This is a genomic window from Leifsonia shinshuensis (assembly GCF_013410375.1).
GTDB classification, from domain to species: domain Bacteria; phylum Actinomycetota; class Actinomycetes; order Actinomycetales; family Microbacteriaceae; genus Leifsonia; species Leifsonia shinshuensis.
Genome location: NZ_JACCFL010000001.1, coordinates 3581687 through 3599979 on the forward strand (window position 1 = coordinate 3581687; position 18293 = coordinate 3599979).

Genomic DNA, 18293 nt, shown 5'->3' on the forward strand with positions numbered 1-18293 from the left:
ACCGGGGTGTGGCGCAGCTTGGTAGCGCGCTTCGTTCGGGACGAAGAGGCCGCAGGTTCAAATCCTGTCACCCCGACCCACTGGTAACAACAAGAAGAGCCGGTTCGAGATTCGAACCGGCTCTTCTTGTTTGTGCGGCAGCCTTCAGAACGCATCCGGCCGCGCGAAGTCCACCGTCGCGTACAGCTTGGGCTCAATCGGTCGTTGCAACACCGTGTTGTTGAAGCGAGCGTAGCTGTTCCTCGAAGACTTCCGCGGGAGTGCGCCAGTTCAGGCTTTTCCGTGGCCGGTTGTTGAGCGCGAGAGCGACGGCTTCGAGGTCCTCGGCCGACCACCGCGAGAGGTCCGTGCCCTTCGGGAAGTATTGACGCAGCAACCCGTTTGTGTTCTCGTTCGTCGGCCGCTGCCAGGGCGAGTGGGGGTCGGCGAAGAACACCTTCGTGCCCGTCTCAAGCGCGAACTGGGCATGCGCAGAAAGCTCCTTGCCGCGATCCCAGGTGAGTGTCTTGCGAAGCTGTTCTGGAAGCTTCGTCATGGTCGCGACGAGAGCAGCATTCATCGCGACGGCGCCGTAGCCTCCCAGTGCAGGACCGTTCTTCACATATGGGTTCTCGCCCCAGCCCTCCAGGCGGGGCAGGTGCACCAGCAGAGTCGAGCGGCTCTTGCGCTCGACGACAGTGCCGATCGCCGATCGGCCCGTTCCGATGATCAGATCCCCCTCCCAGTGCCCAGGAACGGCGCGGTCCGCCGCCTCCGCAGGACGTTCGGAGAACACGACATCGGCGGTGACATGCCCTTGCGGCCGGTTCTGCGCTCGAGCTCGTGGCTGCCGGAGTGCGCGACCGGTTCGCAGGCAGGTGACGAGTTCGCGTTTGAGCGCGCCACGGCCCTGGATGAACAGCGACTGGTAGATCGCCTCGTGGCTGATGCGCATGGACTCATCATCCGGGAAGTCGACCTTCAGGCGGTGTGAGATCTGCTCCGGGCTCCACGCGATCGCCCACCGCCGGTCCTGCCGATGCGGCTTGTTCCGCCCCTTCCATGCCAGCGGCTCAGGGCCGACGACCACGCTGCCATCGGGTCGGCGGACGTTGCCGGCGAGACGGTCCTGGACGTACTCGCGCAGCCTAGCGTTGGTCACCAACCTCGCCTTCTTCGGCCGCTTCGCCGCCTGCTGCGCCTTCCACTGCGCCACCAGCGCCCGGTATTCCTGCTTGCCGCTGCGCGTGGCGGCATTGCGGCGCAGCTCGCGGGAGATCGTTCCCGGGTCGCGGCCGATCCTGCGGGCGATCTCACGCACGCCGAGCTGCTTGGCGCGGAGAAGCGCGATCTCCTCGCGTTCCTCGAAGGACAGATAGCGACCTGTGGGCGGGGCGAGGCTGATCGGCGGCATGCCGCCAGCGTGACGAAACCAACGGGTCCCGACCGGCACAGACACGCCCACCGTCAGCGCCGCTTCGGCGGAGGTGATACCCGTCGCGATCAGACGCCAGAACTGCCGTTGCACCTCCCGCGAAGGCTCAGGCCGCCCGGGCGAGCGCATCGGCGGACGCAACGCCCGATCCGCACGCCACTGCCGACGCGCACTCACGGGCACTTCGCTGGTCTTCTTGCTCCAATCCGCCGTCACCATCGCTGAACACCTCTCGATCGAGGTGTTGCGACAACCAGTTGAATCCGCCCAGCGACTCCGGGTCGATGTGGGAGCGCAGGAGCGGGAGGGTGCGGCTGACCGTGGTGTTGATCCGCTCACGGAGGTCGTCCGAGGAGATCGCGTAGTCCCGGAAGTCGGACTCGCTCGCGTAGATGCCCAGGGGAAGCGTGAGGGACTGGAAGAAGCCGAACAGCGGGCGCATCTGGTGCTCCACCAGCAGGGCGTGGCGGTCGCTGCCGCCGGTCGCCGTGAGCACGATCGGCTTGTCGACCAGCGCGTACTGGCCGATGTGGTCGAAGAAGAGCTTGAAGAGGCCCGTGTAGGTGGCACGGTAGGCCGGCGAGCCGACCACGATGACGTCCGCCGCCTCAACCGTCTCCAGCGCCTGCTGCACGCGCGGGCTGAGGCCGCTGCGGAAGGGCGCGGCGCCCAGCTCGGCGAGCAGCGGCGCCAGCTCGATGGTGGTCGACGTCCCTCCCGTCGCCTCCGCGAAGGAGCGCGCGACCTCGTCGACGAGGACTGTCGTGCGGGAGGGCGCGGTCGGGCTGCCGCTCACGCCGACAACGTGGGGTGTGCGTGCCATGCGGGGTACCGCCTTCGCTGGATGGGGGTCAGGATCGCGCCCAACGCTACCCCCGGGCATCCGCACCCGCCGCTCCGGCCGTCATGGTCCGTCATGCGGCCCGGGCACGCGCTCACTCCGCGGGGTACAGGTCCGCCACGATCTCCAGCGACCGGATGCGGCCGTCCACGGTGGCGGCGCCGGAGGACACCATCAGCTCGTCGACGCCGGTGGAGGCGATCAGGGCGTCCAGCCGCGCCTTCACCTGGTCGGGGGTCCCGATCGCCTGACGCGCGTTGCGGGCGGCGATGAACTCCTCCTCCGCCGGGCTGAACTCGTACGCGAGCGCCTCCTCGACGCTCACCGGCTGCGGCTTGAGCCCCCGGCGCATCCGCAGGAAGGAGAGCTGCCCGGGCAGCGACAGCGCCCGCACCCGCTCCGGATCGTCGTCGGACACCACGTTGACGGCGATCATCGCGTGCGGCTGGGTCAGCTGCTCCCCCGGCTCGAACCGCGACCGGTAGAGGTCGAGGGCCGCCTCGGTGTTCTCGCCCGCGAAATGGTGGGCGAACGCGAACGGGAGGCCGAGGGCCGCGGCGACCTGCGCGCTGTAGCCGCTGGAGCCCAGCAGCCAGACCTGCGGTGCGTCTCCCAGCCCGGGGACGGCGGTGATGCCGTGCAGCGGGTTCGCGTCGCTCATCCCGCCGTAGAAGAACCCGAACAGGTCGAGGAGCTGCTGCGGGAAGTCGTCCACGCCGAGACCCTCTGCGCTGCGGCGCAGCGCCATCGCCGTCGCGCCGTCGGTGCCGGGGGCGCGGCCGATGCCGAGGTCGATGCGGTCGCCGTACAGCGCCCGGAGGGTGCCGAACTGCTCCGCCACCACCAGCGGTGCGTGATTGGGGAGCATCACCCCGCCCGAACCGACCCGGATACGCTCGGTCGCCGCCGCGACGCCCGCGATCAGGACGGCGGGGGCGCTGGAGGCGATCGCCGGCATGCCGTGGTGCTCCGCCACCCAGAACCGGCGGTAGCCGAGGCGCTCCGCCTGCTGTGCGAGGCGGATCGTCCCGGCGACGGCGTCGGCGTTGCTGCCGCCGGCCGGCCGGCTCGCGAGATCGAGGACGTTGAGGGGGATGCTGGTGGAGGTCACAGGGAGGGCAACCGCCTGCGCCCTCCCGCCATTCCGGTCAGGGCGGCCTGCACGGCCGGTGCGCTCAGGACGAGCGCACCTTCCGCATCCACGCGGCGATGGCGACCGCCACCGCTCCGACGACCAGGAGGCCGCCGCCGACCCAGAGGGCCCACTCGGCGATCACGGATCCGGTGGCTGCGAGACCGGAGCCGCCGGAACTGCTGACGGTCGACGCCGTGGTGTCGGCCGGGAGCACCGTGACCGACACCGAGCAGACGTGACCGCTCGTGGCGCCGACGCCGGTGATCGTGTACACGCCGCTCGCGCTCGACGGCAGCGTCACATGGAGGACGTCGCTCCCGTCCGCGTTCGCGTGCTTGGTGAACGTGACGGAGCTCGCCATCCGGATATTCGCCCCGTCGATGCCGGAGCCGGTCCAGGAGATGAGTTCGCTGGGCGCCCAGGTGCCCGGGATGCAGGTGACGGTGGCCGTGTCACCCGCCTGGATGGTGCTCACGTCGACGCTGCAGGGCGCGCCGCTCGTGTAGACGTCGGCATTCGCCGCCGCGGGCGCGGCGAGCAGCAGACCTGCGGTGACGACCGCGGCCGCCAGGATCCTCTTCAGCATCAGGCTCACGTTCCCCTCAACGGACAGACGTGCCAGTTAATGACTAATTCTCACTTTACACCCGGGCCACACGGCACGGCGATGGTTCCGATGGCCTTCGGTGACCCCATAACGGGGGTCGTGCCGTCGCCATTCAGCGTCGGCGTCACGGCCACGGTCACCCCCGGACGCTTCTGCGCCGTCCCCAGGAACTCGACGTCGACAGTCTTCGACTCGCCCGGCTTGAGCTCGACCTCCACGACCGCGACCGGCCGTCCGCCGTCGCTCCCCGTAACGGAGGCCATGCTCGCTCCGCCGCTGCGCACGCTGGCGAGCAGACCGCCCTCCGGACCGTAGAACGCGATCCTGGTCAGGATCGAGCCGCGCGGGACGCCGAACAGCTCGCCGCCGGTGACGTACGTCGACAGCGTGGTGGCGGCGTCCGCCGGCGCCCGGTTGCCCAGCGTCACCTCGACCAGCGAGGTCACCCTGCCGTCGGCGCGGCAGACCTTCGCGCCGGCCGACACCGAGTTCGCGAGGTAGTAGTCCATCTTGCCGCCGGTCGCGTCGTTGAAGTACACGCCGAGCGCGGCGTTGTCGGGCGTGGAGACCGGGAGGCCGCCCGCCAGCGTCGTCGAGGCCAGCACGCTCTGCTCGGCCGGCCGGGAGCTCCAGATCCGCACGCGGTCGGACCGCCCGGCGTCCGCGAGCACGCCGACGAGGGCGGAGCCGCTCACGCCGCCCTCCGCCACCTTGCCGAAGACCGCGGCCGCGGCCGACGCGAAGTACGCGTCCTGGTCCGACGGGTGGGCGTAGTGCTGGTAGACCCCGCTCAGCAGCACCTGCACGGCATTGTCGGCGGTGAGCGTGTCGCCGGTCGGCAGCGAAACCGGACCGGTGGCCTTCAGCAGCCCGCTGAGCACGACCGGGTCCAGCGCGACCACGCCGTCGACGACCCCGCCGTGGTCGTGGACCCACATCGCCGCCGCGGTCCGGGCGGCGAGCGGGAAGTCGGGCGTCACGTTCGCGTCCTGGAGGTACCGCGCGACGACGGTCCCGAACAGGGCCGTCGTCGGCGCGGGCACGCGGGAGACGGGCTCCGCCCACGGACCGAAGGCCGGCGACTGGGCGGTCAGCGTGATGACGCCGTGATCGGTGCGGAACTCGGTGACCGAGCCGATGAGGCCGCCGGTGGCGCGCAGCTCCGCCGGGTTCTGGGCCACCACGAGGTAGGTGCGGGGCCCGTCCTCGCCGAGCATCCCCGGGAGCAGCTTCGCCGTGTTGGCGACGGCCTCCAGCTGGCCGCCGGCCTTGTCCATCAGGGTGCGCATCCGGGTGACCGCGCGGTTCACCGGGTCGATGAGCCGGCTCTCGTCGATCGCGTCGACCTGCTGCTGGGCCGCGACGAACCCGGTCCGAGCATTCTCGACGGCCGGTCCGGCCGCGATCAGCGGCGCGAGGTCGATGCGGCCGTGGGACAGCGTGAGCGTGCGCGGATCGACCGACCCGGCCACGGTCACGAGCGGCTGGACCACCCGGGTCGACAGCGTCTCCGTCGCGGCAGCGACGGTGCGGAAGGCGGCGAGGTCGGGACCGAGCCACGGCACAACCTCGCCCGCCCGCCAGATCGGGTCGCTGGTGAGGTCGGCGGCGGTGCGTGCATGCCGGGTCAGGTCGCCGGCGATGGCGCGCGCCTTCGCGGTGTCGCCCGACTCCACCGCGGACCGGGCGGCGTCGACATCGTAGAGCGCGGCCTTCAGCTCCTGGCGGGCCAGATAGGCCCGGTAGCCGATCCAGCCGGCGCCGAGCAGCAGGATGAGGACGACGATCAGGACGGCGACGAGCACCGGGCGGCGGCGCCGCGGCTCCGTTGCGCGAACCGGAGGGACGGGCGCGCCGTCCTCCGTGAGACCGTTCGACATGAGCTAAAGATAACAAATCCTCACTTTTTGCCCCAGGGGGTGGGAACCCCCCGAACGAGGGCGGAGGGGCGAACCGAAGCGGCAGGCGAACCGCGGCGGCGGGTGAACCGAGCCGGCTAGCGCCCCAGGCCGCGGAACCGCCAGCCTGCGGAGCGCCACCGCTCGGCGTCCAGCGCGTTGCGGCCGTCCACGACCACGCGGTGCGAGACCAGCGCGCCCAGTTCCTCCGGGTCCAGCCCGGTGAACTCGGGCCACTCGGTGATGAGCACCACGATGTCCGCGCCGGCCGCGGCCTCCGCCGCCGACTCGACGAACGCGAGCTGCGGCGCGCGGCGTCGGGCGTTCGCGATCGCCTCGGGATCGGTCGCCGTGACGACCGCTCCGCCGTCGGCGAGGCGCATGGCGATGTCGAGCGCCGGGGAGTCCCGGATGTCGTCGGAGTGCGGCTTGAAGGCCAGGCCGAGCACCGCGACGCGCACGCCCTCGAGGCCCCCGCACTCCTCGCGCACGAGCTCCACGACGCGGTCGCGGCGGCGCAGGTTGATCTTGTCGACCTCGTCGAGGAACCGCACGGAGTCGCCCCGGCCCAGCTCACGCGCCCGCGCGCTGAACGCGCGGATGTCCTTGGGCAGGCAGCCCCCGCCGAACCCGACACCGGCATTGAGGAAGCGTCGGCCGATCCGGGCGTCGTGGCCGATCGCGTCGGCCAGCTGCGTCACATCGGCGCCGGTGACCTCCGCGATCTCCGCCATCGCGTTGATGAACGAGATCTTCGTGGCCAGGAACGCGTTCGCCGCGACCTTCACCAGCTCCGCCGTCGCGTAGTCCGTGACGATGACCGGCGTGCCCGCCGCCACCGCGCTCGCGTAGACCTCGTCCAGGATGCGAGCGGCTCGAGCGCCCGCCTCGCCCTCCGGCACCCCGTAGACGAGCCGGTCGGGGCTGACGGTGTCCTTCACCGCGAAGCCCTCGCGGAGGAACTCCGGGTTCCAGGCGAGCGTCGCCCCGGGCGCCCGCTCGGCCACGACCTGCGCGAGGCGGGAGGCGGTGCCGACCGGGACCGTGCTCTTGCCGACGATCACATCGCCCGGCGAGACGTGCTCCAGGAGCGAGGCGAAGGCCGCGTCCACGAAGCGGAGGTCCGCGGCGTCGCCGTCGGCCGACTGCGGCGTGCCGACCGCGACGAAGTGGACGTCGGCGTCGGCGACCGCGGCGAAGTCGGTGGTGAACCGCAGGCGGCCGCTGGCCGTGGCCGAGGCGAGCAGGTCGGGCAGGCCCGGCTCGAAGAACGGCGCGCGCGCCTCGGAGAGGGCGGCGATCTTCGCTTCGTCGACGTCGACGCCGACCACGGTGTGGCCGAGGTCGGCCATGGCTGCGGCGTGCACGGCTCCGAGGTAGCCGACGCCGATGACGGAGATGCGCATCAGGTGAAGTCCGGGTCCGGTTCGCTGTCGTAGGCGGTGGGCGAGGTCACCGGCCAGTGCCGGCGGCCGTTGTTGAGGACGCCCTGGCTCTCGTCCAGGTAGCAGTTGCCGCACAGCGCCTCGTAGCTGACCGAGGCGCCGTCGATGGCGACCTGGTCGCCGTCGAAGACGAAGACGCCGTCGATCTTGCGGGCGTTGAAGATCGCCTTGCGGCCGCAGCGGCAGATGGTCTTCAGCTCTTCGAGGCTGTGCGCGACCTCCAGGAGGCGCCGGCTGCCGGGGAACGCGACCGTCTGGAAGTCGGTGCGGATGCCGTAGGCGAGCACGGGCACGTCGTCGAGCAGCGCGATCCGGAGCAGGTCGTCGATCTGCGCCTCGGTGAGGAACTGGGCCTCGTCCACCAGCAGCGCGCTGACATCGCGGCCGTAGCGCTTCACGGTGCGCTCGCGGTGCTGCTGGAAGCGTCCGTACGCGTCGGTCTCCGGCGCGATCAGGAAGTCGACCTGACGGGTCACCCCGAGCCGCGACAGGATGCCCATGTCGCCCTTGGTGTCGATCGCCGGCTTCGCCAGCAGCACGCGGTGACCGCGCTCCTCGTAGTTGTACGCCGCCTGCAGCATGGCGGTGCTCTTGCCGCTGTTCATCGCGCCGTAGCGGAAATACAGTTTTGCCACGGAGCAATCCTATGCGGGCGCCGGAGCGTCAGGTGAGGTAGCCGTCCTCCGCGGCGCGGCGGATGAGGTCGGCGCGGGAGCTGGTCGGCCTCCCGACCTTGCCGTACTTCTCGCGCACCCGGCGCAGGTAGGTCTTGGCCGTCTCATACTGCACGTTCATCGCGCGCGCCACCTCGGAGGTCGTGCGCCCGTCCGCGTAGAGCACGAGCGCCTGCCGCTCGCCGTCGCTCAGCTTGGGGCGGGAGGCCTCCGGCACCGTCGGCCGCGGCCGCCAGGCGGGTGCGGGAGCGGGCTCCCCCGCCGCGCTGTCCCGCCCCACCGCGGCGAGCGCCGCCGCTATGAGCTCGGCCATCGGCTGGGTCTTGGTGACGTAGGCGACGGCGCCGGCGGCCAGCGCGGCGTCGCGGTCCTCCTGCGTGTCGACGGCGCTCAGCACCACGACCTTCGCGCCGGCGGCGCGGCAAGTGCGCACACGGGCGCCGATCGAGACGGACTCCCTCAGCTGGAGGTCCATGATGACGAGGTCGGTGGGGAAGGCGTCGCTGTGCACGAGCTCGAGCCAGCTGCCGGCTCGGACGACCAGGTCGAAGTCGGGGGCGTTCCGGTCGATCCAGGCGGCGAGGCTGTCGAGGAGGATCTCGTGGTCGTCGAGGATGGCGAGGCGGATGGGAGGTGCGGTGGATCCGGGGTGTGCTGTGCTGGTGCTCATGGTGCTCGCCTCTCAGGATAGGCGAAGCGGACGGTGAGCCCGCCCGCTTTCACCCGCATGGCGGCCTCCATCGAGGCCGACCGCAGTGCGCTGAGGAACGGGACCAGATCCGAGCGCAGCAGGCGCCTCGGCTCCGCCGTGCGCGCCGTGACCAGGAAGACCGGCGAGCCCGGCTCCGCGACAGTCACCCGGAGGCTCCTCGGCTCGAGCCCGGGGAGGGCGGCGATGGTGCCGATGAGCGCTCCGACGATCGCGCGCTGCTCCTCGCTGAGCACCTGCTCCAGCCGGTCGGGGTCGTGGACGCGGGACGCGCGGTCGGCCTCCGAGCCGGCGTCCGCGCCGCGGCGGGCGAGCGCGAGCGCGACGGTCTCGGCGAGCCAGCTGCGCTCCACGGCCTCGACGGCGGCGGCGCGGAGCCGGCCGGCGATCGCCCTGGCCCGCTCGCGGTCCTCGTCGGTGATGGTCCCCCTGGCCGCCAGCCCGGTGAGGAACGGCACTGCTTCGGCGTTCAGCGCGGTGGCCCGCTCCTGGGCGACCATCCGCCGGGCGACCTGGCGCAGCTCGCCCTCCAGCCGGAGCTGGCCGGCGCGGGCGACCTCCCGCCAGCGGAGGGTCTCGCCGGTCATCGTCCAGGCGTAGCCCGCGCCGCCGAACGCGAGCGCGAGCACCGGGGTGGCCGCGACGGTGGCGTAGACGAGCGGATGGTTGCTGATGATCAGGGACATTCCCTGCGCCGCGGCGAGGGAGCCCAGCACGATCGCGGCCACCGCGGCGACCGCGAGCACCTCGGCGACCGGCCGGTACAGCGGCATCGCGGCGAGCAGCAGGGCGACGGCGATCTGCCCCCAGTCGTCCTGGATGCGCTGGTTGTGCCCCCAGACGGCGGCGGCGAACAGGCACGCGGAGGCCAGCGCGACGCCGATGATGGCGAGGTGCGACCAGAGGCCGACCGGCGCGAGCCCCGGGTGCGTCCGGATGGTCGCGACGACGACCGCGAGCACGAGCACGGCGATCGCCCACACCGCGAGCGCCGGGTTCCGGAGCTGGTCGTGGTGGAGGAAGGTCGAGAACACCGCGTAGCCGACGGCGACGACGCCGAGCAGCGGCACCAGGAGCCAGGCCGACTGCACGCCGAGCGGGTCGAGCCGCTGCGGGGTCCGCTCGACCGGCGTGGACCGGTAGTGGACGATCGTCTCGGACAGCACCTCGTTCATCGGCCCCCCTCCGCGACCGGGAGCGTCATGATGACGGTCGTCCCGACCTCCTCGGCCGAGTAGACGGTCACCGTCCCGCCGACCGCGCTGATGCGTTCGTGCACCGACTGCCGGAGCCCCAGCCGGTCGGCGCTCGTGGAGCCGACGACGAAGCCGCGGCCGCCGTCCACCACCATCACGGACACCGACCCCTCGCCCGACGAGAAGGCGACCTCCGCGGTCGCGCTGCCGGAGTGCCTCAGCACGTTGACCAGGCACTGGCGGACGGCGAGTCCCAGAGCGCGCCTGGCGTCCTCCGCCAGCAGCGCCACGGTCTCCCGGTCGCCGGAGACGTCGACGGCGAGGCCCTCGTCGCGCGCGTCCTCGATGGCGCGACGCAGCTCGCTGTCGTACCAGGTGTCGGCCACGGGTGAGGCGACGTCCTCATCGGCGGGGAGGCCGGCGCCGCCGAGCGTGCGCAGGTCCGACTCGATGCGCGCCCGCAATCGCGCGGGAAGCTCGCCCGGCTCGGACGCGGCGACCGCGACCAGCTCGCTGATCACGGTGTCGTGCAGGTCGGCTGTGGACTCCGCCAGCAGCTCCCGGCGCAGGTCGACCAGCCGCGCGTCGCGGATCGCGCGGTGGATGGCCGACTGGGTGCGCGCGCGCGAGCCGCGGGTGAGGCCGTCGAAGGCCAGTATGCCGACCAGCAGCAGGTAGGCGCTCAGCGAGATCGCGTCGGGCCGGAACACGCGCCCGGCCGCCGTCGCCCCCAGGAAGACCGCCGCCTCCGCGAGGGCGAACCCGAGCGTCGCCCACAGCACGCCGACCAGGGAGCCGGTGCCGGTTCCGCCGACCAGGGTCATCGCCACCACGGGGAGGGCGATGACGAGCAGGTTGGTGTCCGGGTACGTCGGCGTGCTCTCGAAGAGCAGGTACACGTAGAAGTAGGTGCAGACGGCGCCGACGAGCAGGTACGCGACGGTGAACGCGACGGTCCGGCCGCGCGACTGCAGGATCAGCAGGGCGATCATCGGCAGCAGAACGAGCGTGCTGATCCAGGAGGCCGCGCCGGTCGTCCCGCCGACCGTCGAGACGGCGACGTTGACGGCCGCCATCACCAGGCAGACCAGCGCGGCCCAGCGGGCCGCCGTGGCCAGCGCGCGGGAGTTGGCCGCCCTGGAGAGGTGGCTGGGAAGGCCGAGCGACACCGGACTCCTTCGGCGCGAGAGGGACCGGCGGGGGGACGCCGGTGGGCGCCGCCGGTCCGCGGCTCCCAGTGGGGATTATGGCAGCAACCCCGCGGACTGTGTACCCCGGGCGAGTCGGCGTGTTGTACCCCGTCGCTGCGCAGGCGCGCAGTCGAGCCGTCAGAACAGCGTCGGCTGCACCCCGAGCGTCACCAGCGCGGACTCCGGCGCCGCCTCCTCCGCGGCGACCCGCTCCGCCCCGAACCGCACGGCCCCTGACCGCTCGGCGCCCGCGGGCCCGACGCCTGCCCGATCGACCACGCGCCGCTCCCCCTCGCCGTCACGCAGCATCCCCAGCGCCGACGAGCGCACCCCGCCGGTGAGCGGATCCTCCCGGCCGCGCTCCAGGCGGTGCGCCCGGATGAGCGGCTTGATGCGTGCCGCGAGCCAGGTGCGGTACTCCTTGGGGGCGTAGGTGCCGCGGCCGTACATGCTGCGGTACTTCGGCAGCAGCTCCGGGTGCTCGCGGCCGAGCCACAGGTAGTACCACTCCTTGACCCCGGGCTTGAGGTGCAGGGCGGTGTAGAGCACGCTCGTCGCTCCGGCCTCCTTCGCTTGGCGGAGCGCCTCATCAAGGTGCGCCCGCGTGTCGGTGAGGTACGGGAGGATCGGCATGAGGAAGACCCCGCAGTCGAGGCCGTGCTCGCGGACGGCGGTCACGGTCGCCAGCCGGGCCTTGGTCGTCGGCGTGCCGGGCTCGACGGACTGCTGCAGCTCGTCGTCATACACGGCGATCGACATCGCGAGGTCGACAGGGACCTTCGTCGCGGCGTCCGCCAGCCGGTCGAGGTCGCGGCGGAGCAGGGAGCCCTTGGTGAGGATGCTGAACGGCGTGCCGGAGTCGGTGAGCGCGTCGATGATGCCGGGCATGAGCGCGTAGCGGCCCTCGGCGCGCTGGTACGGGTCGGTGTTGGTGCCGAGCGCGACCGGGTGGTGCGCCCAGCTCGGCTTGGTCAGCTCCTTGCGCAGCACGTCGGCCACGTTGACCTTGACGATGATCTCCTGGTCGAAGTCCTTGCCCTGGTCGAGCTCGAGATAGCTGTGCGTGGGCCGGGCGAAGCAGTACACGCACGCGTGCGAGCAGCCGCGGTACGGGTTGATCGTCCAGCCGAAGGGCATCGGCCCTCCCCCGCCCGGGATCTTGTTGAGGGCCGACTTGGCGAGGATCTCGTGGAAGGTGATGCCAGCGAACTCGGGCGTGCGCACCGACCGCACCAGGTTGTTGAGCCGGGCGAGACCGGGCAGGGCCGACGGCGTCTCCACCGCCAGCTCCTGCCCGCTCCACCTCATGGCTCTATTCGAACATATGTTCGAAAGGACGTCAAGCGTCCCGCTCCGCCGCGGCGTCCAAGGCGACCACCTCCCCTGCCCACCGCTCGCGCAGCCAGCGGTCGTGGCTCGCCACGACGACGGCGCCCGGGTAGCCGCCGAGGGCGTGCTCCAGCTCCGTCGCCAGGGTGAGCGAGAGGTGGTTGGTCGGCTCGTCGAGCAGGAACACGTGCGGCGGCCTGGCCATGATGAGCGCCAGCGCGAGGCGGCGCTGCTGCCCGACGGAGAGCGTCCCGACCTCCCGGTCGAGGTCGCGCGCCGCGATCAGGCCGAGGCCGGAGAGCGGCACCGCCTCCGCGCGCCGCTCCCCGAGCGCCAGCTCGTAGATCCGGCGCGGGGTCTGGGTCGGGTCCGCGAAGCGCACGTCCTGTTCCAGGAGTTCCACGCGCAGCCCGCGCCGACGCTGCACCGTCCCGACGAGCGGGACGATCCGGCCGGCGAGCACCGAGAGCAGCGTCGACTTGCCCGCGCCGTTCGCGCCGGTCACGAGCACGCGCGACTGCGCCTCCACGGCGAACCGCCCGAGCCGCAGCCACCCCGGGACGTGGAGGCCGTCCGCCTGCAGCAGCGATCCCGCCTCCTCGCCCGCGGCCTGGAACCCCGCGGGGATCCCCGAGAAGCTCAGCGGCTTCGGCGGCTTGCGCACCTGGGTGCGGGTGAGCTCGTCGAGCCGGCCGTCGGCGTTGCGGACGCGTCGGCTGATCTGCCGGTCGAGTGTATTGCCCTTGTACGACTTCACGAACTTGTCGTTGTCGCGCACCTTCCCCGACCAGGCGATCGAGCGCGCGGTCACATCGACCGCGTGCTTGAGCGCCGCGAGCTCGGCCTGCTCGTCCGCGTACTGCTTCTCCCAGCGGGCGCGCTCGGCCGCCTTCTCGGCGAGGTACGCGCTGTAGCCGCCGCCGAACACCGTGGTGCCGGAGCGCGCCGGATCCAGGTCGAGCAGGCCAGTGGCCGCCGAGTCCAGGAACGCGCGGTCGTGGCTCGCGAAGAGCACCGGACCGTGCCAGCCGAGGAGCTGCCCCTCCAGGAACGCCGCGGCCGCGTCGTCCAGGTGGTTGGTCGGCTCGTCGAGCAGCAGCGCCTCCGGCCGGCCGAGCAGCAGGGCCGCGAGCGCGAACCGGCTGCGCTGGCCGCCGGAGACCTCGTCCAGCCGCCGGGCCAGCGGGATGGCGCCGACACCGAGACCGTCGAGGAGCGCGTCGCGACGGGCGTCGATCGACCACACCTCGGCGAACTCCGCCGCGGCGAGAGCGGAATCGTACCGCGCGTGCGCCGCCGGGTCGTCCCCGGCGAGCGCGGTCGCGGCGGCCTCCAGTTCGCGCTCGATGGCGCGCACCTCGGCGAGGGCGTCCTCGAGCAGCGCGGCGAACGTGTCCTCGGGCCGGAAGCGGACCTCCTGCCAGAGGAAGCCGACCCGTTTCGGCCGGGAGACGACCCCGGAGTCCGGAGTCTCGGCGCCGGCGAGCACGCGCAGCAGCGTGGACTTGCCCGCGCCGTTCTCGCCGATCAGCCCGATGCGGGCGCCGGGAGGCACCGTCAGCGAGACGTCGGAGAGCACGCGCCGGTCGCCGTAGCGGACGGACACGCCGTCGGCGCGAAGCGGGGTGAGAGTGAGTGTTGGCAATGCGAACCACCTTCCGGGCGCTCCATCAACGGAGCAGGCTCCCGCCGGGCGGACTTCCGTCGCGAGTGCGCCGGAGCGCCCGGTGCTGGGATACCAGGCGGCGCAGGACCTATGGGGTCGCTCACTCGATCGACGGCGCCTCGGGCGCGGGACGAGAGGAGGTTCTCACTTCATAGCGTGGACGACCATAACAGGTCGCGGGCACGGCTGTCCAGTCGATCCGTACCATCCGGTACGGATCGACTGCGGGTGGAGCGGGTCAGGCCCGGACGACCTCGCCGGCGTGGGCGTCCGCCAGGTCGAGGACGGCCGCGGTCTCCGCGAGCACGCGCTCGGCCTCCTTCGGGCGGTCGTTGAGCGTGGTGCCGACCGTCGGGATGAGGCGCTTCAGCGTCGGGAGCCAGCCGTCGTAGCGGTCAGGGAAGCACTGCTTGAGCAGGTCGACCATGATCGGCACGGCCGTCGACGCACCCGGAGACGCGCCGAGCAGGCCGGCGATCGAGCCGTCGGCCGAGGCGATGACCTCGGTGCCGAACTGGAGCACGCCGCCCTTCTTCGGGTCCTTCTTCATCACCTGGACGCGCTGGCCCGCGGTGATGAGCTCCCAGTCCTCGGACTTCGCCGTCGGCATGAACTCCCGCAGCGCGTTCAGCTTCTTCTCGCGGTTGGCCAGCACTTCGCCGACGAGGTACTTGATGAGGGAGAAGTTGTCGCGCGCGACGGCCAGCATCGGGCCGAGGTTGCCGGCGCGGACCGAGCCGGGCAGGTCCCACCAGCTGCCGTTCTTGAGGAACTTGGGGCTGAAGCCCGCGTACGGGCCGAACAGCAGCGAGGTCTCGCCGTCCACCACGCGGGTGTCGAGGTGCGGGACGGACATCGGCGGGGCGCCGACCGCGGCCTTGCCGTAGACCTTCGCCTGGTGCTGCGCGACGATCTTCGGGTTGGAGGTGCGCAGGAACTGGCCCGAGATCGGGAAGCCGCCGAAGCCCTTGATCTCGGGGATGCCGGACTTCTGCAGCAGGTGCAGCGCGCCGCCGCCCGCGCCGACGAAGACGAAGCGCGCGAGGGCCTCGTGCGGCGTGTGGCCGACCTCGTGGCGCACGCGGATCTTCCAGAGCTCGTCGGAGGTGCGCTTGATGCTCAGGACCTTGTGGTTGAGCGCGAGGTCCGCGCCGTTGGCGACCAGGTCGTCGATGAGGGCGCGGGTGAGCGCGCCGAAGTCGACGTCGGTGCCCGCGGTCTGCCGCGTGGCCGCGATGCGCTGCTTGGGGTTGCGCTTCTTGGTCAGGAGCGGGGTCCACTGGCCGATCGTCGCCGGGTCCTCGGAGTACTCCATGCCCTCGAACAGCGGCTGGTCCTTGAGCGCCTCGTAGCGCTTGCGCAGGTAGCGCACGTTGTCGCGGCCGCGCACGAAGGTCATGTGCGGCGTCGCGTTGATGAAGGTCCGCGGGTCCGGCAGGTGGCCGGCGGCGACCAGGGAGGCCCAGTACTGCCGGCTGAGCTGGAACTGCTCGTTGATGCTGATGGCCTTGGCGGGGTCGACGCTGCCGTCGGGGGCCTCGGGCATGTAGTTCAGCTCGCAGAGGGCGGCGTGGCCCGTTCCTGCGTTGTTCCACGGGTTCGAGCTCTCCTGGGCCACCTCGCCCAGGGACTCGTAGATGCGGATGGTCCAGTCGGGCTGGACGCGCTGGATCATGGAGCCCAGCGTCGCGCTCATGATGCCGCCGCCGATCAGGACGACGTCGATGGGGTCAGTGCTCACCAGACAATCCTACGGCGAGCGCGCTCATCCCCTGTCGTCGCGCGAGGATCTGTCTCGATATCGAGACATCGGCTAGGCCGCCGACGCCCCGGCGACGATGAGGGCGACGCCGGAGACGACCATGCTGAACAGGAGCGCGGCGAACCCGATCCAGACCAACGCGATCGCGCCGTTGGGCTTCTGCGGGTCGCGGCCGAGGGGCGAGAAGAAGAAGCCGGCCGGGATGAGGATGGCGGTGACCAGGACGCCGATCGCCCCGAAGTGCATCCAGCCGGTCACCTTGGCCGCGTCGAGCAGCAGGAGGGTGACCAGTCCCAGGATCACGAGGACGCCGGCGTGGGCATGGCCGGCGCGGAAGAAGGACTTCTGCAGGTCGTTGGCCCCCTGCTTGCCGGTGACGACGCGCAGCATGAAGGTGCCGCCGTAGGCGATGCCGATGACGGTGAGCAGGACGATGCCGGCGACGATGGCGCTGGCGGGTTGCAGCAGCATGACGGCTCCTCGGTTGGATAGTGTCGGTATCCAAAGACTAGATAGTATTAGTATCCAGAGTCAAGAGGCAGGTGATCGGATGCGCATCTCGGAGCTGGTCGAGCGGACGGGCGTCCCGCTGGCGACGGTCAAGTTCTACCTGCGGCAGGGGATGCTGCCGCCCGGTGAGGCCGTCAGCGCGACGCGCGCCGAGTACGGCGAGGCGCACGTGCGGCGGATCGGCCTCATCCGGGCGCTGTCGGACGTGGCCGGACTGCCGCTCGGGCGGGTGAAGGATGTGCTGGATCTGATCGACGAGCCGGGTGGCGAGGCGGCGGACCAGGGACAGGATGGTGGCGGTGGCCTGCCGGACACCGGCCTGCCGGACACCGGACTGTTCGACGCGCTCGGCCAGGCCGTCGCCGCGCTGCCGCCCTACCTGGAGGACGCACAGCCGCCGTTCCCCCGCGCCGAGGCGGCCATCGCGGCGATCGGGCAGGTCTACGACGAGCGCTACGCGGCGGTGGCCCAGCTCGAGCGCGCGCTCGAGGCGGTGGAGGCCGGCGGCATCCCGATGACGGAGGAACGCCTCCACGTCTACGCCGCGCACCTGCGGGCGATGGCGGAGTACGACCTCAGCCGGATGCCGGAGGACGGCGGACGGGAGGCGCAACTCGGCTACGCCGTGCTCGGCACGGCGCTTTACGACCCTGTGGTCGCGGCCTTGCGCCGCCTGGCCCACCAGGACGTCGCCGCCCGCCGCCTGGGCGCGCCACCGCCTCCCGCGGGCGCCGAGACGCCGAAGGGCACGTGAACGCCCCTGCGATTCAGGGGGCGTTCACGTGCCCTTGGATGATGCGGGTCAGCCGGCGACGCGGTTCGAGAGGCGCGCCGCGACGAGCTCCGCGATCTGCACCGCGTTGAGCGCGGCGCCCTTGCGGAGGTTGTCGTTGCTGATGAAGAGCGCGAGGCCGCGGCCCTCCGGAGCGCCCTCGTCTGCGCGGATGCGGCCGACGAAGCTCGGGTCCTGACCGGCCGCCTCCAGCGGGGTGGGGACGTCGGTGAGCTTCACGCCCGGCGCGTCCGACAGCAGCTCGGTGGCGCGCTCGGGGCTGAGCGGCGACGCGAACTCGGCGTTGATCGACAGCGAGTGGCCGGTGAACACCGGCACGCGCACGCAGGTGCCGCTCACCAGCAGCTCCGGGAGGCCGAGGATCTTGCGGCTCTCGTTGCGGAGCTTCTTCTCCTCGTCGGTCTCGTTGAAGCCGTCGTCGACGATCGAGCCGGCGAGCGGGATGACGTCGAACGCGATCGGGCGGACGTACTTGACCGGCTCGGGCATGGCGACGGCCGAGCCGTCGTGCACGAGCTGGAGCAGGTTCTCGTCGGCCACCGCGGTGCGGATCTGGCCGGCGAGCTCCTCCGCGCCGGCGAGGCCGGAGCCGGAGACCGCCTGGTAGGTGCTCACGATGAGGCGCTGGAGGCCGGCCTCCTCGTGCAGGACCTTGAGCACCGGCATGGCGGCCATGGTGGTGCAGTTGGGGTTCGCGATGATGCCCTTGCGCGCGTCGGCGATCGCCTCGGGGTTGACCTCGGAGACCACGAGCGGCACGTCCGGGTCCATCCGCCAGCCGCTGGAGTTGTCGATCACGATGGCGCCGGCCTCGGCGAAGCGCGGCGCGTGCGCCTTCGAGCCCGTGGCGCCGGCCGAGAACAGCGCGATGTCGATACCGGAGACGTCGGCGGTCTCCACATCCTCGACGGTGATCTCCTCGCCGCGGAACGGCAGCTTGGTGCCCGCCGAGCGCGACGAGGCGAAGAAGCGGATGCTCTTCACCGGGAAGTCGCGCTCCTCCAGCAGCTGGCGCATCACGCCGCCGACCTGGCCGGTGGCGCCGACGACGGCGATGTCAAGGCCGGGAGTGGTCTCGCTCATGGTGTGTCCTTCGGGGTCGTGGTCTGAAGAAGGGGAACGGG

The 18293-nt window shown here is 71.7% G+C and carries 16 protein-coding genes and 1 tRNA gene; 2 read left to right on the forward strand and 15 right to left on the reverse strand.

Annotated features, from left to right (window positions below):
- Window positions 1-2: 2 nt before the first annotated feature.
- Window positions 3-76 (forward strand) — tRNA-Pro (locus tag HNR13_RS17315).
- A gap of 117 nt (window positions 77-193) precedes the next feature.
- Here HNR13_RS17315 and HNR13_RS17320 read toward each other — a convergent pair.
- From HNR13_RS17320 to HNR13_RS17385, 14 genes are all read right to left on the reverse strand, one after another.
- Complete coding sequence (locus HNR13_RS17320; RefSeq protein WP_382314098.1) at window positions 194-1543, reverse strand: IS30 family transposase; 1350 nt, start codon at window positions 1541-1543, stop codon at window positions 194-196.
- The gene (gene msuE, locus HNR13_RS17325) at window positions 1521-2237 is read right to left on the reverse strand and encodes an FMN reductase (protein WP_179607794.1); all 717 of its coding nucleotides are present in this window, start codon (window positions 2235-2237) and stop codon (window positions 1521-1523) included. The genes HNR13_RS17320 and msuE overlap by 23 nt, the downstream gene beginning before the upstream one ends.
- A gap of 112 nt (window positions 2238-2349) precedes the next feature.
- Entirely contained in the window at window positions 2350-3366 is a 1017-nt protein-coding gene (locus HNR13_RS17330; RefSeq protein ID WP_343063600.1) for an LLM class flavin-dependent oxidoreductase, read from the reverse strand.
- A 64-nt stretch (window positions 3367-3430) separates the two neighbouring features.
- Window positions 3431-3976, reverse strand: a complete 546-nt coding sequence (locus HNR13_RS17335) for a hypothetical protein (protein ID WP_179607796.1) — start codon at window positions 3974-3976, stop codon at window positions 3431-3433.
- Window positions 3977-4026: 50 nt separating this feature from the next.
- A complete protein-coding gene (locus tag HNR13_RS17340; protein WP_179607797.1) occupies window positions 4027-5877 on the reverse strand; it encodes a DUF4012 domain-containing protein in 1851 nt (616 codons plus the stop codon).
- A 116-nt stretch (window positions 5878-5993) separates the two neighbouring features.
- Window positions 5994-7301, reverse strand: a complete 1308-nt coding sequence (locus tag HNR13_RS17345) for a UDP-glucose dehydrogenase family protein (RefSeq protein WP_179607799.1) — start codon at window positions 7299-7301, stop codon at window positions 5994-5996.
- The gene (locus HNR13_RS17350; RefSeq protein WP_179607800.1) at window positions 7301-7975 is read right to left on the reverse strand and encodes a thymidine kinase; all 675 of its coding nucleotides are present in this window, start codon (window positions 7973-7975) and stop codon (window positions 7301-7303) included. The genes HNR13_RS17345 and HNR13_RS17350 overlap by 1 nt, the downstream gene beginning before the upstream one ends.
- Window positions 7976-8003: 28 nt before the next feature.
- On the reverse strand, window positions 8004-8684 hold the full coding sequence (locus tag HNR13_RS17355) for a response regulator transcription factor (protein ID WP_179607802.1): 681 nt from the start codon (window positions 8682-8684) through the stop codon (window positions 8004-8006).
- Window positions 8681-9898, reverse strand: a complete 1218-nt coding sequence (locus HNR13_RS17360) for a hypothetical protein (protein WP_179607803.1) — start codon at window positions 9896-9898, stop codon at window positions 8681-8683. Before HNR13_RS17360 ends, HNR13_RS17355 begins: the two co-directional genes overlap by 4 nt.
- On the reverse strand, window positions 9895-11088 hold the full coding sequence (locus tag HNR13_RS17365) for an ATP-binding protein (RefSeq protein ID WP_179607805.1): 1194 nt from the start codon (window positions 11086-11088) through the stop codon (window positions 9895-9897). Before HNR13_RS17365 ends, HNR13_RS17360 begins: the two co-directional genes overlap by 4 nt.
- A 159-nt stretch (window positions 11089-11247) precedes the next feature.
- Complete coding sequence (locus HNR13_RS17370; RefSeq protein ID WP_179607807.1) at window positions 11248-12417, reverse strand: Rv2578c family radical SAM protein; 1170 nt, start codon at window positions 12415-12417, stop codon at window positions 11248-11250.
- Between the two features lie 31 nt (window positions 12418-12448).
- Window positions 12449-14083 (reverse strand): ABC-F family ATP-binding cassette domain-containing protein, encoded by a 1635-nt coding sequence (locus HNR13_RS17375; RefSeq protein WP_179607809.1) that lies wholly within the window; start codon window positions 14081-14083, stop codon window positions 12449-12451.
- 259 nt (window positions 14084-14342) lie between these two features.
- Window positions 14343-15845, reverse strand: coding sequence for a malate:quinone oxidoreductase (locus HNR13_RS17380; RefSeq protein ID WP_179607810.1), 1503 nt, complete (start codon window positions 15843-15845; stop codon window positions 14343-14345).
- A 72-nt stretch (window positions 15846-15917) separates the two neighbouring features.
- Window positions 15918-16337, reverse strand: coding sequence for a hypothetical protein (locus HNR13_RS17385; protein WP_179607812.1), 420 nt, complete (start codon window positions 16335-16337; stop codon window positions 15918-15920).
- A gap of 79 nt (window positions 16338-16416) precedes the next feature.
- Here HNR13_RS17385 and HNR13_RS17390 point away from each other — a divergent pair, with 79 nt between their 5' ends.
- Window positions 16417-17130: a MerR family transcriptional regulator gene (locus HNR13_RS17390; RefSeq protein WP_179607813.1), complete on the forward strand. Its 714-nt coding sequence runs from the start codon at window positions 16417-16419 to the stop codon at window positions 17128-17130.
- Between the two features lie 48 nt (window positions 17131-17178).
- On the opposite strand, the gene HNR13_RS17395 is transcribed toward HNR13_RS17390, so the two are convergent.
- Complete coding sequence (locus HNR13_RS17395) at window positions 17179-18252, reverse strand: aspartate-semialdehyde dehydrogenase (protein WP_179607815.1); 1074 nt, start codon at window positions 18250-18252, stop codon at window positions 17179-17181.
- Window positions 18253-18293 lie beyond the last annotated feature (41 nt).

Coding starts and splice junctions, on each gene's coding strand:
- HNR13_RS17355 (WP_179607802.1), bottom strand. CDS start 8,684: ATGAGCACCAGCACAGCACACCCCGGATCCACCGCACCTCCCATCCGC.
- HNR13_RS17390 (WP_179607813.1), top strand. CDS start 16,417: ATGCGCATCTCGGAGCTGGTCGAGCGGACGGGCGTCCCGCTGGCGACG.
- HNR13_RS17370 (WP_179607807.1), bottom strand. CDS start 12,417: ATGAGGTGGAGCGGGCAGGAGCTGGCGGTGGAGACGCCGTCGGCCCTG.
- HNR13_RS17340 (WP_179607797.1), bottom strand. CDS start 5,877: ATGTCGAACGGTCTCACGGAGGACGGCGCGCCCGTCCCTCCGGTTCGC.
- msuE (WP_179607794.1), bottom strand. CDS start 2,237: ATGGCACGCACACCCCACGTTGTCGGCGTGAGCGGCAGCCCGACCGCG.
- HNR13_RS17320 (WP_382314098.1), bottom strand. CDS start 1,543: ATGCGCTCGCCCGGGCGGCCTGAGCCTTCGCGGGAGGTGCAACGGCAG.
- HNR13_RS17345 (WP_179607799.1), bottom strand. CDS start 7,301: ATGCGCATCTCCGTCATCGGCGTCGGCTACCTCGGAGCCGTGCACGCC.
- HNR13_RS17360 (WP_179607803.1), bottom strand. CDS start 9,898: ATGAACGAGGTGCTGTCCGAGACGATCGTCCACTACCGGTCCACGCCG.
- HNR13_RS17395 (WP_179607815.1), bottom strand. CDS start 18,252: ATGAGCGAGACCACTCCCGGCCTTGACATCGCCGTCGTCGGCGCCACC.
- HNR13_RS17335 (WP_179607796.1), bottom strand. CDS start 3,976: ATGCTGAAGAGGATCCTGGCGGCCGCGGTCGTCACCGCAGGTCTGCTG.
- HNR13_RS17385 (WP_179607812.1), bottom strand. CDS start 16,337: ATGCTGCTGCAACCCGCCAGCGCCATCGTCGCCGGCATCGTCCTGCTC.